Consider the following 24,207-nt stretch of genomic DNA (forward strand, 5'->3'; position numbering starts at 1 on the left):
TAGATGTCTTTGAAGGTGGTTGGTCATTATCAAGTGAACCATCACCAGCTGACTTATACAACGAGGCTGCACCATACAACTTTGCTCGTTTTGTAAGCAAGGAAAACACAGACTTGTTGAACCAAATCGACTCTGTAAAATCATTTAACCAATCATACAGAGCTACTGCATTCAAGAAGTGGCAAAAGTGGATGTTCGATAACGCATACGTAATCCCAACTATGGGTAGTTACAACGTAACTGCGGTAAACAAGGACATCACTGGCTTGAACCTTAAGCCATCATCTAACTTCTACTTCGAAGGAGGATTTGCTAAATAATAATTTTCATAAAACTTTCTCTAATCCTATAAATATCCTACACATAAACTTCAATAAAACTCCTATCCTAAAAGGGCTCGCATTAGCGAGCCCTTTTCTTGTCCATATATTTATAATTACATCGTCATAGCATAAATATAAGTCACAATATAAATATATTTATACGCTTAATTTATACGCATAAAATTATTAAGAAATGGTAAAGAATGCAAGACTGTAAATAAAAAATCGCATTTTTTGCGCATTTACATATATAGGGGGCAAAAAAATTAGGAGAAGGAAAATGAAGAAAAATAGCAGATATAAATTTGTCACAATATTAGCTGCAGCTACTCTTGCTACAGCACTTGTAAAAGGCAATGAGGCTAGAGCTGATGAGATTGCGCATAAGCAAAGTTTGCAGGAGCAAATTGAACAAAAAATCTCGATGTTAAAAGCTAGTCGGACAACGTTAGATCAACTGAGCAACGATCAGCTAAAGCTTTATGCAGCGGAATTGGATCGCCTAGATCAAATTTTGTTACAAAAGCAAAAAAGATTGGAAAGAATTGCTACAGAACTTGAGGTAGAAAAAGCTGATTACCAAAAATATCAAGACGAGCTAGCGTTTATTGATCAACAAATTGCTACTTATCAGAAAGCATATGATGATGAAATATCGGGATTTAACAATGCTATGCCGGAGCCAAGTAAAATAGCAACAGATAATGAGAATAAGGATTTTGGCAAACTTATTAAGAGTACTAAATCAAGAGAGGTTCAAAAAGCCAAGATTCAGGACATATTTACGGAACTTTTGGCCAACAACGAGCTTGATCAGAACCAAGAAGCAATTATTAGTGAGTTAGCCGAAAAAATTCCAGAGCAGATTGAAAAGACAGATCAATTTTTAACCAAGAAAAAACTCAGCTGGTCGAAAAACACGAGCAAGCAGTTGCTGAAGGTAAAACAATTACGCAATTGAAGGACCAGGTAAAAGCAAAAACTGATAAATTGGCAGAACTAGAACACCAGCTTGATCAATTAGCAAGTGTGCATCAAGATTTGAAGATGAAGTTGACCAATCTAAAAGAAAAAATTGTTCAAGATACGCAAGAATATGAACTGGCTAAAAAAGATTTGTTTGATCTTCAAGAAAAGCGGGACACTTTGAAGGCCAAATTAACAGCTACCGATCACCAAACTATTTTAAAAGAAAAAGAACGAAGACTAAGTCAACTATTGGAGTTGCTTGAACGATTCAAAAAGTTGAATCCATCTACCGAACAGGTAACAAAAAATGTCCATGTTACAGGAGAAGTTGTGTTAACGCTAAAACCGAGACAAGAAAAGAAGTATAAACAAATGCAATTGCGTATTAAGAAAAATCGATTGCAGATTAAAAATGGTAAACACTGGAAAAATATTAGTTTAAAGCAGCTGAATAAAAAGCAATTTAAAACGGAAAAAATCAATGGTATAGTACTCGTACGAAAAACTTGCAGTTTGGTTGACAATCAAGGCCATAAAATTCCAAAGTCGGTAATCCGAGGAAAGCGGGCAACAGTGCTGGCAATTAAAAAGCATCAAAATAAAATTTGGGTCCAAATCGGTAGAAACTTGTGGATGGATGCGCAAAACACCAACTTAAAATAACATTTTTGGTAAATTATAATGTTTCACGAAAAATAGGACAAAAAAATAATGTCGAAAAATCTCGACATTAGGTACCTATTTATGCAAGATGCGACAAACTATAACCAAGCAAAGGACCCCAATTAGACTGTAAATTGCGCCTACATATCCTGTGGTGGTGATCGAAGTGATTCCCGCTACTTGGGCTGCTGTGAACGAACCTAGGGAAATTCCTACATTTGCAAAAATCGAATTAAGGGATGAAGCTAAATCTAGCGACTGAGGATAATCTTGCGTAGCAATATCAAGGAAAAATACTTGAGTCGATGCCCCATAAGCTGAAATCAAACTAGAAAGTAGAAATGCTATTGCATAAGCTAGCCAGCTAACATGGATCAGAACACTCAGGAGAACTAAAGCTAAAGTCATTACCGAATAGATGTAGGGAAGCAATTTCATGCCCCTCTGTCGGCAATTAAGCCCCCGACTTTGTTTCCGATGATTGAAGCTAATCCTAATCCTAGCAGTAGCCAGTTTAGCCAAGAATAGCTAAAATGCATTTCATTAGTAATCAGTGGGCGAATGTAGGTGTAGTAAGTGTATTGTGAAGCACAAACCATGACAACAAAGATTACTGAAAACAGAATGCGACGGTCAGCAAGTAGTAAAAATTGATTATTTTTCTCAGTGCTTTTCTTAGCTGCTTGATCGGTATTTCTAGGTGCCAGCCAGATTAACAGCAGTAGGCAAATAATTGTTAATATCGAAATCAACCAAAAACTCATATGCCATGAAAAATTGGTACTAATCATGGTACCTAGTGGCACACCGACAACAGAGGCAATACTGAAGCCAGCGAATATCCAAGATAAAAGTGAAGCCCTCTTATTCAATGGTGCGATAAAATTGCCAAAGATCAAGACAATCGAAATGATTGCCCCTGCGGTGCAGGCAGTGATGATACGCGAAAAGAGCAAAGAGTAATAGTTGCTGGACATGGCTGTCCAAGTATTTCCAAAAAGAAAAATTGTAATCAATCCGAATAACAAATGGTGTCGTTTAAAGTGGTGAGCCAAACTAGTAATTATTGGAGTAGAAATCGCATAAACGAGAGCAAATAATGTCACGATATATCCTAAACTTGATAGTGAAGCATGAAATTCTCGTGCAATATCTGGTAAAACACCAACAATCATGTATTCATTACATCCCAACATAAAAGCAACAAAGACAAACAGGATAGAACGTATGGTATATTTTGACATGATAGATCCTTTCTTTATTAAATTACTGAAATTATAGTTTTAATCTAAAAGTTTTTAAAGTCCCTTAATAAATTTACTGGTAAAAACTTTCAATGAGGCGTATATTAGTAAACAAATAAATTAGATTAAATTGATTTAATGATCGAGAGGTGTCCTATGTCACATGAATTAACTTTACAAGAAGCCAATGAATTTCGTGATAATTTTGAAGCACAAGCTAACAATGAAGTAATTAGCCGTGCAGCTCGAAGAAGCGGTATCTTAGAAGCATCATTTAATCCCAATGTAAGCCAACAATTAAATCGAGTTTTTTCAATCGAATTGCCAGTTGATAAAGTTACTAATCAGCAACAATCAGGTCGTTGTTGGGAATTTGCCTCCTTAAATGTACTTCGTCACTATTTTGGTAAAAAGTATCATGTAAAAAACTTTGAATTCTCACAAGTTTACAACTTTTTCTGGGATCGAATTGAGCGTGCGAATATTTACTATGATCATATGATCCGCTTAGCTGATAAACCTCTTGATGACCGTGAAGTTCAGGCATACTTAGCAGGAACTGGTTATGATGGTGGCGAATGGGCAATGGCAGTTGCTTTGATTAAAAAGTATGGCGTTGTGCCAACATATGCTATGCCTGAAAGTTTTAATAGCAACCATACGGCTGCTTTAGATGACTTTTTAGCAAGAAAGAAGCGTAAAGATGGCCTGGCTTTGAGAAAATTAGTCCAAGCTGGCGATCTAGAAAAGGTTGAAGCAGCAAGAAAGCAATTTTTGAATGAGGTTTATCATGTTGTAGCTACAGCCTTTGGTCAACCACCCAAGACTTTTGATTTGGAATACTATGATGACGACAAGAAATATCATCTTGAAAAGAATTTAACGCCACAACAATTCTTGCATGAATATCTTGGTGATTTTGATTTTGACGATTACATTGCCATCTCTAATTCGCCTAATTATGACTACAACAAGGTATACCACGATGGCTACTGGGATAATGTCGTTGGTCGAGATCAAGTAAAATTCCTTAACTTGCCAATGGCAAACTTAACTCAAGCTGCCCTTGCACAATTAAAAGATGGTGAAGCAGTGCTTTTTGGTAATGATGTTCTCAAACAAATGGAACGTAAATCCGGATACTTAGCAACTGATTTGTATCAAACAGATGAATTATTTAATGTTGATACGGAGATGACGAAAGCAGAGCGGTTAGCAACTGGTGAAGGAAAAGCAAGTCATGCTATGACCCTGGTTGGTGTTGATGAAGACCGTGGTGAAATTCGTCAATGGAAAGTTGAAAACTCATGGGGCGAAGAAAATGGTGAAAAAGGCTATTTTGTTATGAGCCATGATTGGTTTGAAAAATATGTCTATCATGTAATTGTGCATAAAAGATATCTTACAGCTGAACAAGTTGATTTGTTCCTAAACGGTCCTGTGGTTGATTTAAAGCCATGGGAAATGGTGGGATAAAATAGTTAATTAAATTGGACCAATTCCGTTTGTGAATTGGTCTTTTTTCTACGTAAGGTCAAGAGTGATAAGCTCTTTAATTGAATTTTTTAGTTATTTTCTTCAAAAAAGGGTAATATAAAATTGGCGTTTAAACGTGAAAATATATTCTGACATAGAAATGAGGGGAAGCTAGAATGACCATAGGAGAAGCTTTGAAAAAGGAACGTCTTCGTCTAGGCTTAACCCAAGAAGAAATGGTACAAGGTGTAATTCACAAGGGACATTATTCCAAAATAGAAAGAGGTATTGAGGGGATTTCTGCAGAAAGTTTATTTAAAATTTTGTTTGCCCATCAGATAGACCTAGATGATTTTTTGACATTAATTAAAGATCAATATTGTACCAAACAACAGTTAGAAGAAGAAAAAATAGAAGATAGGGTAATGAGAGCGTTCAATAGTGCAAACAAACATGATATTGAAGATGCTTTAAATGATGTGATTGCTACAAATAATAATATCTTCAAATATAGATATATTGTGGCGGTAGCTTATTTTAGAGGACAGTTGAACGAGTTAAGTCCAAATTTTAAAAACAAAGTAATAAATGAATTTATTAGTCGTAACAATTGGGTAGAAAGTGTTGATTTACTAAGATTATTTGGCAACTGTATACAAATTTTTAATTGTGAGCAGTTAGATAATTTTATGCATCAATTATTGAAGTATTATACAAAAGATCAAGCTTTTTCAGAAAAAATGATAGAAAGAGTAGCAATGATTTGTAATAACTATTTGTATCTTTGCTATTTTGAAAATATTAGCGGAAAAAATATAAAAAACTGTTTAGATTATCTGCATAATTTAGATAATCACAGTCATTTTATGTTTTATAAAATTGCGCAAAAATTTTATGAATATTTATTTGCTGGAGAAAAAGAAAAGGCGAAAACAATAAAAGATCAATTGGTGTCTTGGGGATTTAACGATAAGGTTGCATCTTGGAAGATATAGTTGCTTAACACGCAACTTTTGATTCTAACTCAGTAAGTGTATGTCATAATGTACATGTACTAATGAAGGGAAAGATGATTATGTTTCGCTTGAGTAAAAATATAATACTGATGGTAATCACAATCGTGGCTTTTATCGTATTTTTAGGCATAGTAAAAGAATATGATGCTGAAAGCATCCCCAATACAACTACCAGTATCCAAATAAACTCCGACAGTCACCATACTAATAAATCCAAACTTTTTTCTGATATTACCAAGTTAACGAAGCAGGGCAATTACCGATTAACCTTAGTTCGGATAGTCAACGTTAATGGTAAGAAAGATAAATATGTCTATTCATTCAACCCCAGTCAAAAGCAAATTTTCTCCCTGTATCGAAATGCAAATATAAAAAAGTTAAATCAAAAGGAGCTCCAATTAACCGACTTTCAAGGTTCATATTATACAAATGCCAAAAAAGCGCAACTAGCTGAGTTACAAAGATACCTAAATAAATCTGGATTGCATTACACTACTAGTAAAATGTCTTTATTAGTAGCTATCAAAAACAATCTAGCGTTAATTAGCTATCTTCCCATTGTATTTAGCATTTTTTCGATTCTATTGATCATTATGTTCATCGAAAAAATCGCCCAATTAAAAAAATACGCCGTTCTCAAACTTAACGGCCTAAATTTATGGCAAATTTTACGCAGGGACCTTGGTCATGATTATTTATTTTTCATTGGCTCATTGTTAGTGGTTTTGTTTGCCTATTCAATATATCTGACTACAAGTTTAAATAAAACCGGTTGGATTTTAGTCAGTAAGTATAATTTTGCTATTATGCTATTGATCTTGGCATTTTATCTACTGTTGGACCTGATTTCTTATAGCTGTCTAATGGTGGTTGAGCTTTATCCTGCGCTTAAAGGTAAATCCTATACCAAACTTTTTGTGATTGCTGGCTATCTACTCAAGGCTAGTCTTGTGATATTAGTGACTATTAATTTATTTTCCTTGAACAACAAGGTTAATAGTTTTATTCAAGATCAAAATGTTATGAAAATGTGGATCAATCATCATAGCGGTTATACTATCCAATTTGCTGATATCAGTAATATTAGTCACAGTGAAGAGAATAAATTAGGACGATTAACAAGAAAGCTAATTAATCATCTTGATGGGGTAATTTTAGCGAAAAACGCGCAAGAATTCCATCCCCCAATTAGGGATGTGGCTCCAGAAAATGGTAATGTACTTATCGTTAATCGCAACTATCTAAACTTCAACCAAGTTAACAGCCCAACGCATCAAAAGATTGATTCACAAGCGCTCAAGCCTGATGAGCTAAATATTCTAATTCCGTCTAGTCGGATGGATCAAATTAAGCAATTCTCCAAGGAAATAATATCATTTATCGCTTTTCAAAATGAATTGCCTGGTTCAAACAAACAAGCTAATAAAAAACTACACTACTTAGAATATGCGTCTGGACAAGATGTTTTCAACTATACTATCGGTAAAGATATTCAAGATTCGATTTCACATGATCCCATCATTGTCATCGACGATAATTGCTTTGCGGATAATTTTTATTTTGCGGCTGCTAGCCAAGGGATGATTCAGTTCTCTAATTTGAAACAACTACAGTCTAATATCAAGCGTTTTTCATTGGAAAATTATATTACTGGAATTACTGATGCTAAGACAAGATTGTCGAACTTTAACATCGAACAATCTCGTCAAATCTCATTGGTTGCCTTCATTATTTTGATTTCATTAAGTCAACTACTCTTGATTATTGCTTTTATCAGTTTAGCCTTTTTACAAAAACAGCGATTAAAGATGGCCATAACTAAAATCTTCGGTCAAAGCAATCGAAAAACCATTTTTAACTTTTGGGTAACTAATCTTGTTGGCGATAGCTTGCTAATTCTAGCTTTACTTGTTTTATCCCATCAAAATTGGCCAAGTTTACTATATCTGCTGCCTTATCTTGTGATTGAAACTGGTGTGATTTGGCTCCTTGCACTAAGAGCACAGCAACAGTTATTGGTAACCTTGAATCATGGAAACTAGAGGGAAAGTAATGATTGAAATAAAAAATTTAAGTAAACGCTTTGATAAAAAAATCGTTCTAAATAAGATTAATTGTCAGCTAGAAGCAGGATTAAGCTATGCAATCGTTGGCAAGAGCGGAGCAGGAAAAACCACCTTTTTGAACATTTTATCTGGCTTAGAATCGCCGACTGCAGGTGAAGTCATGATTGATCATGAAGCAGTCAATAATAAGAACTTACCTAAACTGAGAAGAGAAAAATTTGGCTTTATTTTTCAAAATTTTGGTCTGATTGATGAAGAAACTGTAGCCGACAATTTGCAAATTGCTTTTGCCAATCAAAAGATTGCAAAAAAGCAACAAACACTTGAAATGAGAGCCATTTTAGATGAATTGGATCTAAAAAATTTACCCCTTGATCAGAAAATTTATGCTCTTAGTGGCGGTGAACAGCAAAGAGTTGCTTTAGCTAGAATTATTTTGAAAAAACCAACAATTGTTTTTGCTGATGAACCTACAGGATCTTTAGATGCCGAAAATTCTAAGCTGATCATAGATCATCTGTTAACCGATTTTGGACCTAAAGCTACAATTTTGATTGCAACGCATGATCCCCAAGTTTGGAATAGATGCGATCGCGTTATTAGCATTGAAAATCAGCAAATTGTTATCACTAAGAATAATGGAGAAAAATTATGAGCAAAAAAACTAAACTTATCAGTTTAATAGTTGGACTCTTGGTGCTTGTGCTGTTAGCTTTAGCAACAATTCATACCCCAGTAACTGATCGGATCAACCCTTTAGTTCATGAGCAAGTTGGCTATGCTAAAGTTGTCAAAGGACAAAACAAATATCAGGACGTTAAAATTTACGATTCTGAAACTAAAAAGCCACTACCATATACCATTAAAGAAGTTACTGGTTACGATCCGACTGGTGAGTACATGATGATTAAACATAAAGGACAATATGTTGAATCGATTAAGTACTTATCTGAAAAAGAATTTTCTCAAGCAATCGATTAATAGTAAAAAGAAGTAAACGAAAAGTCGCTGACAATTTTTAGGAAAGGTCAGCGACTTTTTAAGGCTTAATATTCATTTTGATAATTTACTACATGAGCACTAGGAGCTCCATTGGCTTGATAATCAGCAAAGTTGGCCAAGAAACTATCAAGTACCCGAATGTTGTAGAAGTTGCTTTGCCCCGCACTATGAGGTGTAATCACAACATTTTCCATGGACCAAAGCTTATTATCACTTGGTAAAGGTTCTTCTTCAAAAACATCAAGGCTGGTAGCTACAAGTTCGCCATGCTTTAGCGCATCAATTAAGTCAATTTGATTTGTAGTTTGTCCGCGACCAACAGCAACGTATAATGCAGTTGGTTTCATCGCTGCAAACACGGTCTTATTAACCAAGTGCTTAGTCTTGGTGGTTAACGGCAAGCTGCTAACTACAAAATCAGCTTCTTTTACGGCCTCAGTAATCTCACTGGTAGCATAGCACTGTTTAAATCCGGCAACTTCGTGTCCAGAACTGTTAACCCCAATAATATTCATATTGAATGGTGTCAATAGCTTCACGGTATCTTGAGCAATATTACCTGTTCCAATAAAAGCAATAGTGCGTTCAGTAAGCTCAGCTTGTCCTTGTGGCAATTCCCATTTGCTTTGAAGCTGTTTTCGTAAAGAAAAATCTAGATGGCGAACATGCATTAAGAGATAGCCTAAGACTTGTTGTGCAATATTAAAACTGTTAGCTCCACTAGCAGTAGTTAAGAAAACTTGTTCTTGTGCTAACAAATCAAGTGGTAAATAATCGACACCGGCGGACCATACTTGAAGCCATTTGATTTGATGTGATGAATTTAGAGCCTCAACAACAGCAGGGTGCCAACCTAAAATAATCTCTGATTCTGCTAAAGTTTGCACGTCAGGGGTTTTATTGGCAAAATTGACCACTTCAGCATTAGTAGTTGTGGCTAATTTATCTAATAAATCAGGTTCTAAGGTTTGGAGTACGGAAATTTTCATGGTGTTATACCTCGTAATCTGAATCTAAACTAAATTCTATTAACGTGTTATAGCGCATCATATTTTGGCGGTAGTAAACCAGCGATTTGATGTCGACTTTTAAAATCCGAAGCAAATCTTCATCAGTTAAATCTTTACGTGACAAAATCGAGTAGACATAACTTAAACGAAGATTTTGCAAAGTGATATCCATTCCAATAAGTTCGCGATCAGGGCGGACTTTTTGTGCTAGATGGAAATCCGATGCATAGTAGCCACCATATTTTTTCCCTAAAATATAAGGATTCTCATCAATTGAAAAATTAACATGATTCTTTAGATATTGTCTTAGGGTATAGCTATTTATTCTAGTGGCAACATCGTTATAACGTAATTTTAGTACCTGATCGGGTAGGTAACCAAGCGATATGCCTAGCATCATAAAAACGGTCTCAGGATGGATATTTGGGATTTTAGCAATATCTGGGAGCTTATCCATCCAGTTGATGACATAGGTGTGTTTACGATTGAATTTGCGACCATTAATTTCCACCATCGGATAGTCCGTAATAAAATGATGGCTGTATAAAAAAGTAAAGTAAACGCGAATATGGCTCAAATATTTGTTGATCGTGTTTTCTTTGAGCTTTAGATTGGTTTCAAGATTATTTAGATAGTTCTGAATATCAGCTGCTTTAATTTCCGAAAGCGGAGTACCAGCATCATTGCCGGCCTCGAAATACTTCCAAAAATTAGTCAGTGACTTGTTAACTATTAACATGGTTAAATCAGAATAATTTTTTTCGTTTTTACAATACGTGGTGAACTCACGTTCATACGGGTAATTCATTTGTTTCACCTTCTCGAATTAAAAACCTTGTTACTAAACCAATTATAACCCTGACAAGAAAAAATGCCGAAAAAAAAGCCTTAGACTTCATGTGAAATCTAAGACTTCTTAAATAGTTAAACAAAATTACTTGTTAACTGAGTCCTTCAAAGCTTTACCTGGCTTAAATGCAGGAACTTGAGCTGCAGGAATAGTAATTTCGTCACCAGTTTGTGGGTTGCGACCCTTACGAGCTGCACGATGACGAACTTCAAAAGTACCAAAGCCAATAAGTTGAACCTTGTTACCCTTTACTAATTCTTCTTGAATAGTTGAAGTTACGGCTGCAAGAACTGCTTCTGCATCCTTCTTCTTCATTTCAGTCTTTTCAGCAATTTGCTTTACTAATTCAGCTTTGTTTACTGATGCCATATGACAATACCTCTTTCAAATTTTTTTATTGTAACCGTTAAGATTGTAGTCTCAATAGGACTTTCAACCCCTTACGATCACTAATTGTACCATTAACTTACGCCGTTGGGAACTGGTAAACCGCTATTTCATGCAATTTTTCTTACTTTTTAGCTTTTTTTCGCAAAAATACATACACAATGGCTCCAAAAATTTCTACTAAAAAGTAAATTATCAGACCGATAGTGGGTTGGCGATTTAACCAAGCGCTATGCAGATTAAAGATTAAAGCATAAGTATATTTATAAATAAGGGTTGTAAAGACATAAGCCAAGCTAAGATCTTCTAGCAAACCGTATGAAACGATGAAATTAGTTAGGGTTTCATTGGCTCCAAGTAGTTCAGCAAATTGTAGTGTCTGTTTGTAAAACTTGCGTAGGGCACGCAAGATAATTAGATAAAGCAGTAGGAATACTAACCAATTGATTAGGGCAAAATAATTCATAGGAAGTTATAACCTTCTTTCTTATTCGTATATTTTACCGAAAGTTTAGTTAGATGCAAAACGATTATGAATCCGATATGTGTTTGAAAAAGCTGATATAATAGGGATGCAACTAGCAGTTGACAAAATGGTAGGGCTAGTTGGTAGTATGCCAGGGGAAATTCCTCTACGCTTAATGTTAGAAAATATTAGATCAATGCGATCATTTTGTTTTATCTGACCTCATCTTCCTAAGAACGCGATCTTTTTCATGCCGATATCTGCCCTCAATCCAATGTTTAAGTGCAAGAATATTTTCTGGCAAAATTTGTTTATTAGTAGTTAGTAAGGTACCATCTAAATCGGAAAAAATAAGTTTCATTTGGATCACCAATAATTTGTAAATCTATCTTAAGAATGAGCTTGTTAACGAATAGTAATCTACTAAATTTGCTATACTAACACTATAGTGCGTTCGTAGGGAGGCAAAGCGATGCAGATGTATTTAACTGATAAGAACAAGGGACTAACAAAAGCAGAAGTAGAAAGTAGAATAAAAGAAAATAAAATTAATCGTGCTGTTGAAGATCAGTTTAAATCTAATTGGCAGATTATTGCAGAAAACACTTTTACCTACTTTAACTTAATTTTTGCTATCTTAGCCTTTCTTTTGATTATAGTTCAATCATATCATGATTTAACCTTCTTGCCGGTGATTATTGCTAATACGGTAATTGGAATTGTACAGGAAATTCGTGCTAAGCAAGTTTTATCAAAGCTAAATGTGATGAATGAAGCTGAAGTTGAGGTGATTCGGGATGGGAAACCAGACTCATTACCAATTGATCAGCTTGTTTTGGATGATCTGGTAATTTTAAAATCTGGTGATCAAGTTCCAGCAGATGCAAGAGTAGTTGCTGGGGAAGCTAGAGTCAATGAATCGCTTTTAACAGGAGAAGCAGATGAAATCACCAAACAAGTTGGTGATGAATTGATGTCAGGGAGCTTCTTAGTTTCTGGCGAGGTTAAGGTACAGCTTGAAAAAGTCGGAAAAGATTCATACATTGCGAAGCTAACCCTAGAAGCCAAGGCAATGGATACGAGTGAACAGTCAGAAATGGTGCGTTCGATTAATCGCTTGATCAAATGGGTTGGGATATTAATTATTCCTCTAGGAATTGCTTTATTTACTCAAAACTACTTTTTGAATCATCTACCATTGCAAACTAGTATTACTTCAATGGAAGCAGCAATCATTGGTATGATTCCAGAAGGGTTGTACCTTTTAACAACGGTAGCACTGGCGCTTGCTGCGATGCGATTAGCTAGACGTCAGGTGATGTTACACAACATGAAAAGTGTTGAGACACTTGCTCGTGTTGACACTTTGTGCGTTGATAAAACGGGAACCATTACTGAACCTGTCATGGCTGTAGATAAAATTGTTCCTACAGCAGGAGTTAAAAATGAAGCTCTAGAAACCTTGCTTCAGACCTATGCACGTAATATGCCAATGGAAAACACTACGATGAAAGCGATCAAAGAACGCTATAGCATTGGTAAGGGAGAAAAAGCGGACAATATCATTCCATTTACTTCAGTGAACAAATACTCAGCAGTAGTATTTAAGGATTTCAGCTTGATTTCTGGGGCACCAGAGATGGTATTACGGGATCAATTTGAAAACTTTTCCCGGGAAATAGAGCCATTAACTGATGTTGGTTATCGGGTATTGGTTTTTGTGAAATATCCTAAGCCATTAAAAGATGTAACGGATAAACTTGAAGGTAAAGTAGAAGTTCTCGGGTATATTTGCTTAAATAACCCAATTAGAAAAGAAGCTAAAAACACCTTCACTTATTTTGCTAAGCAAGGTGTTGATATTAAGGTCATTTCGGGAGACAATCCGAAAACTGTTTCACGTGTAGCAAATCAGGCTGGAATAAAAAATGCAGATCGATATATAGACGCGCAAACAATCGGTGAGAACGAATATATTAATGCTGTTAAAAAATACACTGTTTTTGGAAGAGTAAAACCAGACCAAAAGAAAAAGTTGATTCAAGCCATGAAGACAACCGGAAGAACTGTGGCAATGACTGGTGACGGCGTCAATGATATTCTTGCGATGAAAGAAGCCGATTGTTCCATTGCAATGGCAAGTGGAAATAGTGCAGCAGTTCAGGCTGCTCAAGTTGTTTTACTTGATTCTGATTTTGCGCGGATGCCGAAAATTGTTAACGAAGGTCGGCAAGTGGTAAACAATATTGAGCGTTCGGCGAGCTTATTCTTAGTGAAAAATATTTTCTCGCTATTATTGACGTTTATTGCTTTAATTGCTGCTGTAACATATCCACTTCGTCCCTCACAAATCACTTTGATTTCTGCGTTTACAATTGGTATTCCATCGTTCTTCTTAGCATTGGAAACGAATCATCGACAAATTCGAGGCAAGTTTATTCCGAATATTTTAGCAAGAGCAATTCCAGGCGGAGTTACCGATATGTTAGCTGTCGGCGTTTTGATGTTAACAAGTGAATTATTACATTTAGATCATCAAGATGTCGCGACAACCGCTACAATGCTGTTAATTGCTGTGGGTTTGCTGGTTTTGTATCACATTTCTAAACCGATGAATACTTATCGAGTAGGGGTAATCTTAGCCAGTCTGGCAGGATTAATTTTCTCAATTGCCTTCTTACATAAGTTATTTGTGCTCCAAATGATTTCCTTCAAGGCAGTATTCCTTCTAATTGTACTGTTCTTTGCAGAGGTGGCAATTTTTGGCTGGTTATCAAAGATTGCTGAAGGTATTCGCGAGATATTGATTAAATATAGTCAGACAGGATCTAAAACTACGGTTGCTGAATTAAAAGAGGCATATCGAAAGGGAATAGATCGATAGGATTTGAAGTGTGTATTTTGATAGAATATAGATATAGAGTTTTATGGGGTGATTACTATGTCGCGAAAAGATGAAGCCTATAGTTATATTCGAACTAAAATTATCAAGGGTGATTTTTTACCTGAACAAGTACTTTCTGAAAATACTTTAACTGAGAAAATTGGTGTAAGTAGAACACCAGTAAGAGAGGCTTTGCATCAATTAAGTGCAGAAGGTTTAGTAGATTTCGTTGGTAGAACAACAATTGTAGCCCCACTTACTAAAAAAGATGTTGAAGAAACTTATGAGTTACGAACATTACTAGAAACATATGCATTAGAAAAAACTGTTGCTCGCATTCCCAATGAACTACTTAATCAAGTAGAACGAGAATTTAAAGAGGCAGCAAAAGAACATGATTGGCAGAAATATCTAGAAGTGGATATTAAGTTTCATGGATTAATAACTAATATCCATCAAAAGCAATTCGCCCAGTTGCTTAATATTATCCGATCCCAGACTGATCGAACTAGATATATTAATGCTCATAGTAAAAGAAGTATGGATCGCTCGTTAGAAGAACATCTTCAAATAATTGATAAAATAAGAAAAAGAAATTTTGTTGAAGCCAAGAAGGCCCTTGAATATCACTTACAGAGGGTGTACGAAGCGGTTTTAGAATATATCGATTATTTATAAAGTTTCAAAAAAATAAAAATAGTTATTGATTTCACAATGAAAGCCTTTTAAAATACAGGTTGTATACAAGTTGTATTTTAGGAGGCTTTTTTATGAGTATTGGAAGTGCCATCGCTAAAACGTTTACAAATCAGACTGTTCTTAGTGCGATTACTTCAACCATTTTTATTATTTTATTGGGTTATTGGTTTAGAAAAAGGGGAGTTTTTGGCAAAAACTTTGGGAAAGTTTTAACTAAAGTTGTTTTATCAGCTGCTCTTCCTGCTTTAGTTTTAAATTCATTTATGCAACCTATTGATTCCAAATCAATGCAACAAGGTGCAAATGTACTTGTTTGGGGAATTTTAGTATATGTCTTGTTAATAATTGTCACTCCGTTTATGTATCCTCGAGGTGACAAAGATAAGAATACAGCTCTAAGTGTTGCTACTGCTTTTGGTTCAACTACATTTTTTGGAATTCCAATTGTTGGAGCAATTTATGGACCAAAGGGTGTTATTTACTCATCGATTTTCAACGTTGGATATCGAATTTTTCTTTACTCATATGGCTACATTAAAATGTCGGGGTTGAAGATGAGCAAAGACAATGTTAAAAAGATGTTTCTCAATCCAATTGTCATTGTTACATTTTTGGGTTTGATTCTTTGGATGATCCAGGGATCAATGCCTCAAGTTACAGTTCCAGCAATGAATAAGGGTGTGGCAACAGGCACCATGACTACTGTTGCTTTTTATAGAATCGACCAAACTGCTATTTGGCTATGGAAGCCTTTAAACTTCTTACAAAGTTTAGCTTCACCACTAGCTTGGTTAGCTATTGGATGTACTTTGGGTTCTAGTTCATTCAAGGAAGTTGCTGAAGATAAGATGACTTGGTTGTATTCATTCAACAAGGTTATAATTGTTCCTTTGATTAACTTAGTAGTTTTATTGTTGCTTAACATGACAGGTATAGTTACTTTCGAATTTACTGCTGTAGCAACAGTAGTTATTATGATGGCAACCCCAACTGCTGCCGTTGTTGCATCATATGCGATTGGCTTTGACCATGATGCTTTGATGATTTCTAAAGCTTCATTCTTGTCAACGGTTTGCGCTGTTGTCGCTTCACCTATCTGGATCGCAATTCTAAATGTGTTGAATCAAACTGGAATTTTACGTTGATGATTATTAATTAAGGAGATTTATAAAATGAAAATTGCTTGTTATGGAGTTCGTCCACTTGAAGAACCATATTTTGAAAAATTAAACAAATATAATTATGAGTTGAAATTAATTCCTGAATACTTAGATCATGAAAATGTTTCTTTAGCTGAAGATTGTGATGCAGTTTTAGTTCGTGGCAATTGTGTCTGTGATCGTCAAAATTTGGAAAAATTCAAATCATATGGAATCGATTGGGTATTTACTCGTACAGTTGGATTTAATCATTATGACTTAAAAGCTGCAAAAGAATTGGGAATTTCTATTTCACGAGTACCAAATTATTCACCTTATGCCGTAAGTAACTTGGCATTTACATTAGGTGCTGATTTATATCGTCATGCAAATCAAGCAAGTTTGAATATTTTAAATGGTGATTTTACTATGCATTCAGATTATTTTGCTAGTGAATTTAACCGCATTACTGTTGGTATTTATGGTGCCGGAAAGATTGGGGCAATTGAAGGTAAAATGTGGAAAGCATTGGGAGCAAAAGTTTTGGCATATGACCCATATCCTTCTGATTTTGCACGTCAATATGTAGAATTTGTTTCTGAAGATGAATTATTAGCTGAATCAGATATCGTATCAATTCACGTACCTTATTTCCCAGGAAAGAATGACAAGTTAGTTAATGCAGAATATCTAGGTAAGATGAAGAAAGGTGCGGTATTAATTAATACTGCGAGAGGCGAATTAGTAGATACTCATGAAGTAGTATTAGCATTACAGAGTGAGCAGTTAGGAGCTTATGGTGCAGATGTTGTTCCAAGTGAAACAAAAATTATCGGTCATAAGTTTAACAGCATTGATGAAGTTCCTGATAAAGATGTTCAAGATTTATTGAAGCTATATCCAAGAGTTATGTTGACACCTCATATGGGGTCATTTACTGAACCAGCTTTGGAAGATATGATTTCGATTTCTTATGACAATTTCCATGAAATGGAAGAAAATGGTTCAACTAAAAATGTTGTAGAATACAAGGGTTAAAAATTTTTTACTATGCTAAAGGGTCGAAGTTCTTAATTAGGACTTTGATCTTTTTTTGATAAGCCAAAAACAACTAGCTAAGTATTTTTTTCGGGTTTTTACCTAAGGCGAATATTGTTATAATAAAAGTTAAGTCAAAATTACATCCAGCTTGATGGATGTGCATTATAGGGGGATGTATGAACAAAAAAGCGACTTTTAAATTTAAAGACTTTTTCAAACTGATCAATACGATAAAACCCAAATATTGGCAACTAGTATTAGGGACTTTTCTAGGATCTTTAGGAACTTTGTCTGGATTGATTGTTCCTAAAATGACCGGAAAATTGATTAATACGTTTCGTCATATTTCACCTACGCTAGTTATTGGCATGATTGTCCTGGTAATCGGAGGGATGATCGTTGGAACTTTATCTGGATTGGTTTTAGGAATTTTTGGACAAGATGTAATTAGTAAAATGAGACGTCTATTGTGGCAAAAATTACTTAATTTGCCAGTAACTTATTATGATAATTCTAAAACTGGTGAGATAAGTTCACGTCTTGTAAATGATACTTCGCAAATCAATAATTTGCTTGCTAACACTTTGCCATCAGCAGTTACTGCAGTTTTACAATTTATTGGTTCATTGATTATTATGTTGTCAATGGATTGGCAAATGACGCTTATTATTGTTATTGCCGTTCCATTAATTACCTTATTGATGTTGCCAATTATGGCCCAATCGCGTAAGATCGGAAAAGTTTTGCAAGATAAATTGGCTAAATTAAACAGTAAAAGTACTACTGTTTTGGGAGAAATCCGCTTAGTTAAGGCTTCAAATGGTGAAAAATTGGAGCTGGAATCAGGAGACGAAGACATTCAAACCCTTTATCAAGTTGGGGTAAAGCAAGCATTGATCAATTCGTTAACCTCACCAATTATCAATATGGGGATGATTATTCTAGTAATGAGCATCCTTGGATATGGGGTATACCGGGTGATGACCGGATCAATGACTATGGGTGCATTAGTATCATTCCTGATGTATCTCTTCCAAATCATGTCACCAGTAATTATTGTTAGTCAATTTTTCAATGAATTATCAAGAACAAGTGGAGCAACGCAACGAATCGCAGAAATTCTTGACGAAAAAGAAGAAGATAAGGGTAGCAATATTGAAATTGATATTGCTGGCAAAACATTATCAGTCAGCAATCTTGGCTTTTCATATGAAAAAGATAAGCCTATCTTGAATAATATCAATTTTAAAGCTGAACCAAATACGGTTATTGCTTTTGCTGGACCATCTGGTGGAGGAAAATCAACGCTGTTTTCACTAATTGAGCGTTTCTATCGTCCAGATCAGGGTCAAATCATGATTGGTAAGCATGATATTAGTTTGATCTCGCTTGATAGCTGGCGTCGACAAATTGGTTTGGTTGGTCAAAATTCTGCTGTAATGCCAGGCACTATTCGCGAAAATTTGCTTTATGGACTTGATCATAATGTTGATGAAGAGCAAATTTGGCAAGCTCTTAAAATGGCTTATGCAGATGGTTTTGTTAAAGAAATGGAAAATGGCCTAGAAACTGAAATCGGTGAACGTGGAATTAAGCTTTCTGGTGGTCAACGACAAAGAATAGCCATCGCGCGTGCTTTCTTGCGTGATCCGAAAATATTGATGCTTGACGAAGCAACGGCTAGTTTAGATTCTGAGTCTGAAGCAATGGTGCAAAAAGCACTTGGTAAATTGATGAAGAACCGAACTACTCTAGTCATTGCTCACCGATTAAGTACAATTGTTGATGCTAATTGCATTTATTTTGTGGATCATGGAACAATTTCTGGCTCTGGTACACATGAAGAGTTAATCAAGTCAACGCCATTGTATGCTGAATACGTAAAGAACCAATTTAAAGGGTTAGATTAACAAATAAAATACCAAAATATTGGCATAAAAATTTTGAACCTGAAAAATAGGATTATAATTCCCTGGGAAGGTCTCGAAGCTGAACGAAAAGTTTAGCTTCTTTTTTTGAATCTTTTTGAGCAAAATATTTTACTTACATAAAGTAAGAGTTTATATTACCTGTATAAAGAATTTATACGAGGAAACACAAAATGAAAAAATATCAAAATATCGTGGTAGGTTTTGGAAAGGGTGGCAAAACTCTTGCTAAAACCTTAGCATCACAAGGTCAAGAAGTCTTAGTTATTGAACAATCAGATCAAATGTATGGTGGAACTTGTATTAACATTGGTTGCTTGCCATCAAAGAATTTAATTATTAATGGTGAAAAAGGGATGTCTTTTGCTGAAGCAAGTGAAGCAAAAAGTGTATTAACACGAAAATTAAGAAATAAGAACTACCATATGATTGCAGACTTACCAACCGCTACGGTACTTGATGGTCATGCAAAGTTCATTAGTAATTATGAATTAGAAGTAACCAAAAAAGATGGCAAGGTAGTTACTGTTCAAGGCGATAGAATTTTTATTAATACAGGAGCTGTGCCAAGAATTCCAGATATTCCTGGTTTAAAATTAAGTCAAAACGTTGTAACTTCAAAAGAAGCTATGGATTGGCAAGAAAAACCAGGTAAATTAGGTATTATTGGTGCGGGATACATTGGCCTAGAATTTGCTGGCATGTTTAATTCTTATGGAACCAAAGTCACTGTCATTGATGGTTTATCCCAAATTTTACCTAAAGAAGATTCAGATGTAAGTGAGTTGGTTTTCCATGATTTAACTGAAGCAGGCATTGATTTCAGACTTGGAAGCAAAATTGAAAAAGTTGAAGATAGCAAAGATGGTGTGAAAGTAAGCTACCAACAAGCCGGTGAAATTAAAGAAGAAATCTTTGATAAATTGTTAGTCGGTGCTGGAAGAAAGGCAAATACTGAAAATCTTGGCCTTGAAAACACCGATGTGGCTTTAACCGCTCGTGGAGCAATTAAAGTTGATGATAAGTTAAGAACCACTGTACCTAATATTTGGGCATTAGGTGATGTAAATGGCGGACCACAATTCACCTATATTTCTTTAGATGACTTTAGAATTGTGAAGGAACAGTTGTTAAGAAGTGGTCAACGTTCAACTAAGGATCGTCAATTTGTACCGTATACGGCATTTATTACGCCACCATTGTCGGCCGTAGGAATGAAAGAAAAGGAAGCACGAGACGCTGGATATGAAATTAAAGTTTACAAGTTGATGGCTAGCGGTATTCCTAAGGCTCATGTTGCTGGGGATGCAAGAGGCGTTTATAAGTTAATTGTCGATCAAAAGACACAACAAATTCTTGGTGCAACTGTTTATGGCTTAGAATCTCATGAAGTTATTAACATTATTAGTCTTGCGATGAAGCTTAAAGCACCATACACAATTCTGCGGGACATGATTTATACCCATCCTACAATGGCTGAAGCTTTAAATGATTTATTGAATTAAAAAAGGAATGTCCCTTAACTGAGATGTTGAGTGGACATTCCTTTTTTCTATATATAGTTAAAATTTTTATGGCAAAAACTTACCACTTGCAAGGTATAGTTGGTACCATTCATGATGAGTCAATGCTACTTTTTGAGCTGGAACTGTTTCAGCTAAGTGGACTGGATTCATCGTACCAATAATAGCCTGCATATGAGCTGGATGACGCAAGATCCAAGCGATTGCAATCGCAGCCTTGCTTACGCCATATTTATCGCTTAATTCTTCAAGCACTTTGTTTAATTCAGGGAATTTAGGATTATCAATGAATGAACCTTCAAATTTTCCGTATTGAAGTGGTGACCAAGCTTGAACAGTGATGTCGTTAAGCTGGCAATAGTTGAGAATTTCACTATCACGACTAATTGACATATCTGTTGTCTTATCATTGACATAGAGCATTTGATCAATTAATTGGGATTGATCAAGTGATAATTGCAATTGATTGAATACCAATGGTTGTTTAACGTATTTCTTCAATAAAGCCAATTGCAAGGTTGGAACGTTACTTACACCGAAATAACGAACCTTTCCTGATTGATGCAATTCTTCAAAAGCTTCAGCAACTTCTTCTGGATCAAAAATAAGATCTGGACGGTGAAGTAGAAGTACGTCTAAGTAGTCAGTCTTCATTCTTTCGAGACTGGCATCAACATTGGTCAAAATGTTTTCCTTAGTCCAGTCAAATTCATTGCGTTGGAATTCAAGACCAACTTTGGTTTGCAAAACGACGTCTTCACGCTTGATGCCGCTTTTTTGGAAAGCTTCCCCAAAACGAGCTTCGGCCACACCTTCAGTATAACAGGTAGCATTATCGAAGAAGTTGATGCCAAGTTCAAGATCGGTTTGAATCAACTTAGTAGCTTCCTCAACGCTAAGGCTTGGCATGCGCATACAACCTTGAATAATGGTTGAAACGTTTTGCGGGCCATTCTTAACATTTAAAGTCTTCAATTTATATCACCTCAATTTAAATTATAATTCATCTTAATTAAAATAATGTATATTTTACTCAGTCTTAATTATATACTTTTTGGATTAATCCTTATGTTAGTTTCAACCTTAGTGACGGCTATCTTTGCATAAAAAAACGGTGTCGAATCATAGCGACACCGTTTTTAAATTACTTAATAAAGTCTTTGACCTTAGTCCTGCTAATAGCCTGTAGAACAAAATAGGTTACAACCATTTGAATCCACGGCACAATCGTTTCCTTTGGAAGTCGTTGCATCAAAGCAGCAGCGAAGTTTACATTGTACATCATGTGGATCCATAGTGTATTCATACCAATATTAGCGACCACCGTTACAATTAATGTTGCAGCAATGACGCGCCAAATTTTAACAGGTTTACGGTAGAAGAACAGACCGTAAATAAGTGGACCTACCATAGCGGTTAAGGTGAAACCAAAGAAAAAGCCACCTTGATTGCCAAAAAGAGCAGAAGATACCAGATCGCTAACGCCACCACCAACGGCACCCCAGATCGGTCCAAAAATGTATCCCAGCATAACGCTACCAATGAACCCTAGACCCACTTGAACAAATGCGGGTCCAAAAGAAAATTTACCTAGAATAATTTTTAGTGCAACTATGATTCCTAATAACACTAATTTTTGTAGTTCTGCACGTGATAAAGTTTTTGTTTTCATCGGGATCACCTCGTCTTTTTAGAATAAACCGCTAATTTTACCATTATTATCAACGTCAATATCCAAAGCAGCAGGATGTTTTGGTAATCCTGGCATGTCTAAGATATGCCCTGTAGTAACAACAATAAAACCAGCTCCATTTTTCAAACTTAAATTCTTAACGTGAAGAGTAAAATCAGTTGGCGCTCCCAATGCTTTGGCGTTATCCGAAAATGAATACTGCGTTTTAGCAATGATAACTGGTAATTTATCTTTCCCCATTTTGGTTAACTCAACCATTTGCTTTTGGGCCTTTTCACTGTATTCAACGGCTGAAGCGTGATAAATGCGTTTAGCAATTTTTTCTATCTTAGTAGTAATTGAGTCACTTTCTTCATAACTAGGGACAATCTCTGCGCTATTTTGATCAGCTAAGTCAACTAATTTGGTTGCTGCTTCAATTCCGCCTTTAGAACCCTGATTATGGTAGTCAACCACTTCAACTGGCAGACCTTGTTCCTGAATCAAATCTTGTAATAAATTAAGTTCAGCTTCTGTGTCAGTGGCAAAACGATTAATCACTACTAAAACAGGTAGATTGTATGAACGCATATTATTCATGTGACGTTCAAGATTCTTGAATCCTTCTCGCAGCGAGGCAAGGTTTTCTTCATTGAGATGATCGGTCGTGCCTTCAGCTTGATACTTAAGAGCTCTAACAGTTGCAACGACTACTGTAGCGTCTGGCTTTTTATCAAGGTGAGTAGCAACAAAATCCATAAATTTTTGACCGCCTAAGTCGCTACCAAAACCGGCTTCGGTAAGCACATAGTCGCTTAAATGCAAGGCTAAGTTAGTTGCCATGATTGAATTGGCCCCATGAGCGATATTTGCAAAAGGCCCACCATGAACTAACGCAGGAGTGTGTTCAATTGTTTGTACTAGATTAGGCTTAAGGGCATTAGCTAAAAGAGCAGCAATAGCGCCTTGGAAGCCAAGTTGTTTTACAAAAACTGGCTCATCATTGACAGTATAACCAACGAGCATGTTGCCTACACGAGCTTTAAGATCATTAATATCCTTTGCCAAGCATAGAATTGCCATCAATTCATTAGCAACAGTAATGGCGAAGCTGCTTTCATGTTCAATTCCGTTAAATTTGGATCCTTGACCAAGCGTGATTTTTCTTAAAGTACGATCATTAACGTCGATTCCGCGTTTAAGTAAAATTCGAGTAGGATCGAGCTGTAAGCTATTATCTTGATAAATGTAATTATCAACTAGGGCTGCCAAGGTATCGATAGCAGCTGTCAACGCATGCATATCACCCGTAAAGTGAAGGTTGATATCTTCCATTGGGATAATTTGTGCCAAACCACCACCTGTAGCGCCACCTTTAAGACCAAACACCGGTCCCATCGATGGTTCTCTCAGAGCGATCATTGTTTTTTTATGTAATTGATTGTTAATGGCGTCCCCTAGACCAATTGTCATAGTGGACTTACCTTCACCAGCGGGTGTTGGAGAGATTGAGGTAACTAAGATAAGTTTCCCTAGATGACCATTGGTGCGAATGCGATTAATCGCACTCCATGTCAACTTGGCCTTATCTCTACCATATGGTTCTAAATCATTAGGCTTTAAATCAACCTTTGCGGCAATTTCTTCAATCGGTAATTTCTCTGCTGCTTCTGCAATTTGAATATCTGATTTCATTTTGCTCACCTTTTTCTATTCTCGATGTAACTTAATTAGATAGTTGGTTGAAAATAAAGCTAAATTTTAGAATTTAGGTCATCCTCTCAAAGTGTTCTTAATTTCAATAAAATGATCATAGTTAATTTTGAATAGGATGTCAAGCAGAGATACT

The 24,207-nt window shown here is 35.7% G+C and carries 21 protein-coding genes and 2 pseudogenes; 14 read left to right on the forward strand and 9 right to left on the reverse strand.

The window, feature by feature from the left end; genetic code table 11:
* From BN52_RS01825 to BN52_RS01835, 3 genes and pseudogenes are all read left to right on the forward strand, one after another.
* Window positions 1–320 (forward strand): annotated as a pseudogene (locus BN52_RS01825) (oligopeptide ABC transporter substrate-binding protein); the annotation flags it as partial.
* Window positions 321–603: 283 nt separating this feature from the next.
* Window positions 604–1,284 (forward strand): hypothetical protein, encoded by a 681-nt coding sequence (locus BN52_RS01830; protein WP_008472398.1) that lies wholly within the window; start codon window positions 604–606, stop codon window positions 1,282–1,284.
* A 29-nt stretch (window positions 1,285–1,313) separates the two neighbouring features.
* Window positions 1,314–1,955 carry a hypothetical protein gene (locus tag BN52_RS01835; RefSeq protein ID WP_156640936.1) on the forward strand — a complete coding sequence of 214 codons (642 nt, stop codon included), beginning with the start codon at window positions 1,314–1,316 and terminating at the stop codon, window positions 1,953–1,955.
* A 75-nt stretch (window positions 1,956–2,030) separates the two neighbouring features.
* On the opposite strand, the pseudogene BN52_RS01840 reads toward BN52_RS01835, so the two are convergent.
* Window positions 2,031–3,199, reverse strand: a pseudogene (locus BN52_RS01840) (MFS transporter).
* A gap of 156 nt (window positions 3,200–3,355) precedes the next feature.
* On the opposite strand from BN52_RS01840, the gene BN52_RS01845 reads away from it, so the two are divergent.
* The 5 genes from BN52_RS01845 to BN52_RS01865 all read left to right on the forward strand — a co-directional run bounded on the left by BN52_RS01845 (window position 3,356) and on the right by BN52_RS01865 (window position 8,738).
* Entirely contained in the window at window positions 3,356–4,675 is a 1,320-nt protein-coding gene (locus BN52_RS01845; RefSeq protein WP_008472402.1) for a C1 family peptidase, read from the forward strand.
* 176 nt (window positions 4,676–4,851) lie between these two features.
* Window positions 4,852–5,670 carry a helix-turn-helix domain-containing protein gene (locus tag BN52_RS01850; RefSeq protein WP_008472403.1) on the forward strand — a complete coding sequence of 273 codons (819 nt, stop codon included), beginning with the start codon at window positions 4,852–4,854 and terminating at the stop codon, window positions 5,668–5,670.
* A gap of 74 nt (window positions 5,671–5,744) precedes the next feature.
* Entirely contained in the window at window positions 5,745–7,733 is a 1,989-nt protein-coding gene (locus BN52_RS01855) for a bacteriocin (protein WP_156640937.1), read from the forward strand.
* Window positions 7,734–7,743: 10 nt separating this feature from the next.
* The gene (locus BN52_RS01860; protein ID WP_040473307.1) at window positions 7,744–8,412 is read left to right on the forward strand and encodes an ABC transporter ATP-binding protein; all 669 of its coding nucleotides are present in this window, start codon (window positions 7,744–7,746) and stop codon (window positions 8,410–8,412) included.
* On the forward strand, window positions 8,409–8,738 hold the full coding sequence (locus BN52_RS01865) for a YxeA family protein (protein WP_008472406.1): 330 nt from the start codon (window positions 8,409–8,411) through the stop codon (window positions 8,736–8,738). Before BN52_RS01860 ends, BN52_RS01865 begins: the two co-directional genes overlap by 4 nt.
* A 65-nt stretch (window positions 8,739–8,803) precedes the next feature.
* Here the strand turns inward: BN52_RS01865 and BN52_RS01870 are convergent, their stop codons facing one another.
* From BN52_RS01870 to BN52_RS10615, 5 genes are all read right to left on the reverse strand, one after another.
* On the reverse strand, window positions 8,804–9,748 hold the full coding sequence (locus tag BN52_RS01870; protein ID WP_008472407.1) for an NAD(P)-dependent oxidoreductase: 945 nt from the start codon (window positions 9,746–9,748) through the stop codon (window positions 8,804–8,806).
* Between the two features lie 4 nt (window positions 9,749–9,752).
* Complete coding sequence (locus tag BN52_RS01875) at window positions 9,753–10,577, reverse strand: site-specific integrase (protein ID WP_008472408.1); 825 nt, start codon at window positions 10,575–10,577, stop codon at window positions 9,753–9,755.
* Between the two features lie 126 nt (window positions 10,578–10,703).
* On the reverse strand, window positions 10,704–10,988 hold the full coding sequence (locus BN52_RS01880) for an HU family DNA-binding protein (protein ID WP_008472410.1): 285 nt from the start codon (window positions 10,986–10,988) through the stop codon (window positions 10,704–10,706).
* Between the two features lie 142 nt (window positions 10,989–11,130).
* A complete protein-coding gene (locus BN52_RS01885; protein ID WP_008472411.1) occupies window positions 11,131–11,472 on the reverse strand; it encodes a hypothetical protein in 342 nt (113 codons plus the stop codon).
* 202 nt (window positions 11,473–11,674) lie between these two features.
* A complete protein-coding gene (locus tag BN52_RS10615) occupies window positions 11,675–11,833 on the reverse strand; it encodes an HAD family hydrolase (protein ID WP_008472412.1) in 159 nt (52 codons plus the stop codon).
* 111 nt (window positions 11,834–11,944) lie between these two features.
* On the opposite strand from BN52_RS10615, the gene BN52_RS01890 reads away from it, so the two are divergent.
* The 6 genes from BN52_RS01890 to BN52_RS01915 all read left to right on the forward strand — a co-directional run bounded on the left by BN52_RS01890 (window position 11,945) and on the right by BN52_RS01915 (window position 20,668).
* Entirely contained in the window at window positions 11,945–14,356 is a 2,412-nt protein-coding gene (locus BN52_RS01890) for a cation-translocating P-type ATPase (protein ID WP_008472413.1), read from the forward strand.
* A gap of 57 nt (window positions 14,357–14,413) precedes the next feature.
* Window positions 14,414–15,034: a GntR family transcriptional regulator gene (locus BN52_RS01895; protein WP_008472414.1), complete on the forward strand. Its 621-nt coding sequence runs from the start codon at window positions 14,414–14,416 to the stop codon at window positions 15,032–15,034.
* 92 nt (window positions 15,035–15,126) lie between these two features.
* The gene (locus BN52_RS01900) at window positions 15,127–16,200 is read left to right on the forward strand and encodes an AEC family transporter (protein WP_008472415.1); all 1,074 of its coding nucleotides are present in this window, start codon (window positions 15,127–15,129) and stop codon (window positions 16,198–16,200) included.
* A gap of 27 nt (window positions 16,201–16,227) precedes the next feature.
* Window positions 16,228–17,232: an NAD(P)-dependent oxidoreductase gene (locus BN52_RS01905; RefSeq protein ID WP_008472416.1), complete on the forward strand. Its 1,005-nt coding sequence runs from the start codon at window positions 16,228–16,230 to the stop codon at window positions 17,230–17,232.
* Window positions 17,233–17,411: 179 nt separating this feature from the next.
* Window positions 17,412–19,145, forward strand: a complete 1,734-nt coding sequence (locus BN52_RS01910; protein ID WP_008472417.1) for an ABC transporter ATP-binding protein — start codon at window positions 17,412–17,414, stop codon at window positions 19,143–19,145.
* Window positions 19,146–19,336: 191 nt separating this feature from the next.
* Window positions 19,337–20,668 (forward strand): FAD-dependent oxidoreductase, encoded by a 1,332-nt coding sequence (locus BN52_RS01915; protein ID WP_008472420.1) that lies wholly within the window; start codon window positions 19,337–19,339, stop codon window positions 20,666–20,668.
* A gap of 66 nt (window positions 20,669–20,734) precedes the next feature.
* Here BN52_RS01915 and BN52_RS01920 read toward each other — a convergent pair whose 3' ends face one another.
* From BN52_RS01920 to BN52_RS01930, 3 genes are all read right to left on the reverse strand, one after another.
* Entirely contained in the window at window positions 20,735–21,661 is a 927-nt protein-coding gene (locus BN52_RS01920; RefSeq protein WP_008472421.1) for an aldo/keto reductase, read from the reverse strand.
* A 169-nt stretch (window positions 21,662–21,830) separates the two neighbouring features.
* On the reverse strand, window positions 21,831–22,358 hold the full coding sequence (locus BN52_RS01925; protein ID WP_008472422.1) for a folate family ECF transporter S component: 528 nt from the start codon (window positions 22,356–22,358) through the stop codon (window positions 21,831–21,833).
* Between the two features lie 18 nt (window positions 22,359–22,376).
* The gene (locus BN52_RS01930; protein WP_008472423.1) at window positions 22,377–24,053 is read right to left on the reverse strand and encodes a formate--tetrahydrofolate ligase; all 1,677 of its coding nucleotides are present in this window, start codon (window positions 24,051–24,053) and stop codon (window positions 22,377–22,379) included.
* Window positions 24,054–24,207 lie beyond the last annotated feature (154 nt).

This window comes from Lactobacillus gigeriorum DSM 23908 = CRBIP 24.85 (genome assembly GCF_000296855.1).
Classification (GTDB): domain Bacteria; phylum Bacillota; class Bacilli; order Lactobacillales; family Lactobacillaceae; genus Lactobacillus; species Lactobacillus gigeriorum.

What these genes read in the sequence shown, in the direction of transcription:
- BN52_RS01890 (WP_008472413.1), top strand. Translation starts at nt 11,945, where the DNA reads ATGCAGATGTATTTAACTGATAAGAACAAGGGACTAACAAAAGCAGAA.
- BN52_RS01900 (WP_008472415.1), top strand. Translation starts at nt 15,127, where the DNA reads ATGAGTATTGGAAGTGCCATCGCTAAAACGTTTACAAATCAGACTGTT.
- BN52_RS01880 (WP_008472410.1), bottom strand. Translation starts at nt 10,988, where the DNA reads ATGGCATCAGTAAACAAAGCTGAATTAGTAAAGCAAATTGCTGAAAAG.
- BN52_RS01910 (WP_008472417.1), top strand. Translation starts at nt 17,412, where the DNA reads ATGAACAAAAAAGCGACTTTTAAATTTAAAGACTTTTTCAAACTGATC.
- BN52_RS01865 (WP_008472406.1), top strand. Translation starts at nt 8,409, where the DNA reads ATGAGCAAAAAAACTAAACTTATCAGTTTAATAGTTGGACTCTTGGTG.
- BN52_RS01915 (WP_008472420.1), top strand. Translation starts at nt 19,337, where the DNA reads ATGAAAAAATATCAAAATATCGTGGTAGGTTTTGGAAAGGGTGGCAAA.
- BN52_RS01830 (WP_008472398.1), top strand. Translation starts at nt 604, where the DNA reads ATGAAGAAAAATAGCAGATATAAATTTGTCACAATATTAGCTGCAGCT.
- BN52_RS10615 (WP_008472412.1), bottom strand. Translation starts at nt 11,833, where the DNA reads ATGAAACTTATTTTTTCCGATTTAGATGGTACCTTACTAACTACTAAT.
- BN52_RS01885 (WP_008472411.1), bottom strand. Translation starts at nt 11,472, where the DNA reads ATGAATTATTTTGCCCTAATCAATTGGTTAGTATTCCTACTGCTTTAT.
- BN52_RS01895 (WP_008472414.1), top strand. Translation starts at nt 14,414, where the DNA reads ATGTCGCGAAAAGATGAAGCCTATAGTTATATTCGAACTAAAATTATC.
- BN52_RS01870 (WP_008472407.1), bottom strand. Translation starts at nt 9,748, where the DNA reads ATGAAAATTTCCGTACTCCAAACCTTAGAACCTGATTTATTAGATAAA.
- BN52_RS01850 (WP_008472403.1), top strand. Translation starts at nt 4,852, where the DNA reads ATGACCATAGGAGAAGCTTTGAAAAAGGAACGTCTTCGTCTAGGCTTA.
- BN52_RS01855 (WP_156640937.1), top strand. Translation starts at nt 5,745, where the DNA reads ATGATTATGTTTCGCTTGAGTAAAAATATAATACTGATGGTAATCACA.
- BN52_RS01930 (WP_008472423.1), bottom strand. Translation starts at nt 24,053, where the DNA reads ATGAAATCAGATATTCAAATTGCAGAAGCAGCAGAGAAATTACCGATT.
- BN52_RS01905 (WP_008472416.1), top strand. Translation starts at nt 16,228, where the DNA reads ATGAAAATTGCTTGTTATGGAGTTCGTCCACTTGAAGAACCATATTTT.
- BN52_RS01860 (WP_040473307.1), top strand. Translation starts at nt 7,744, where the DNA reads ATGATTGAAATAAAAAATTTAAGTAAACGCTTTGATAAAAAAATCGTT.
- BN52_RS01845 (WP_008472402.1), top strand. Translation starts at nt 3,356, where the DNA reads ATGTCACATGAATTAACTTTACAAGAAGCCAATGAATTTCGTGATAAT.
- BN52_RS01875 (WP_008472408.1), bottom strand. Translation starts at nt 10,577, where the DNA reads ATGAATTACCCGTATGAACGTGAGTTCACCACGTATTGTAAAAACGAA.
- BN52_RS01925 (WP_008472422.1), bottom strand. Translation starts at nt 22,358, where the DNA reads ATGAAAACAAAAACTTTATCACGTGCAGAACTACAAAAATTAGTGTTA.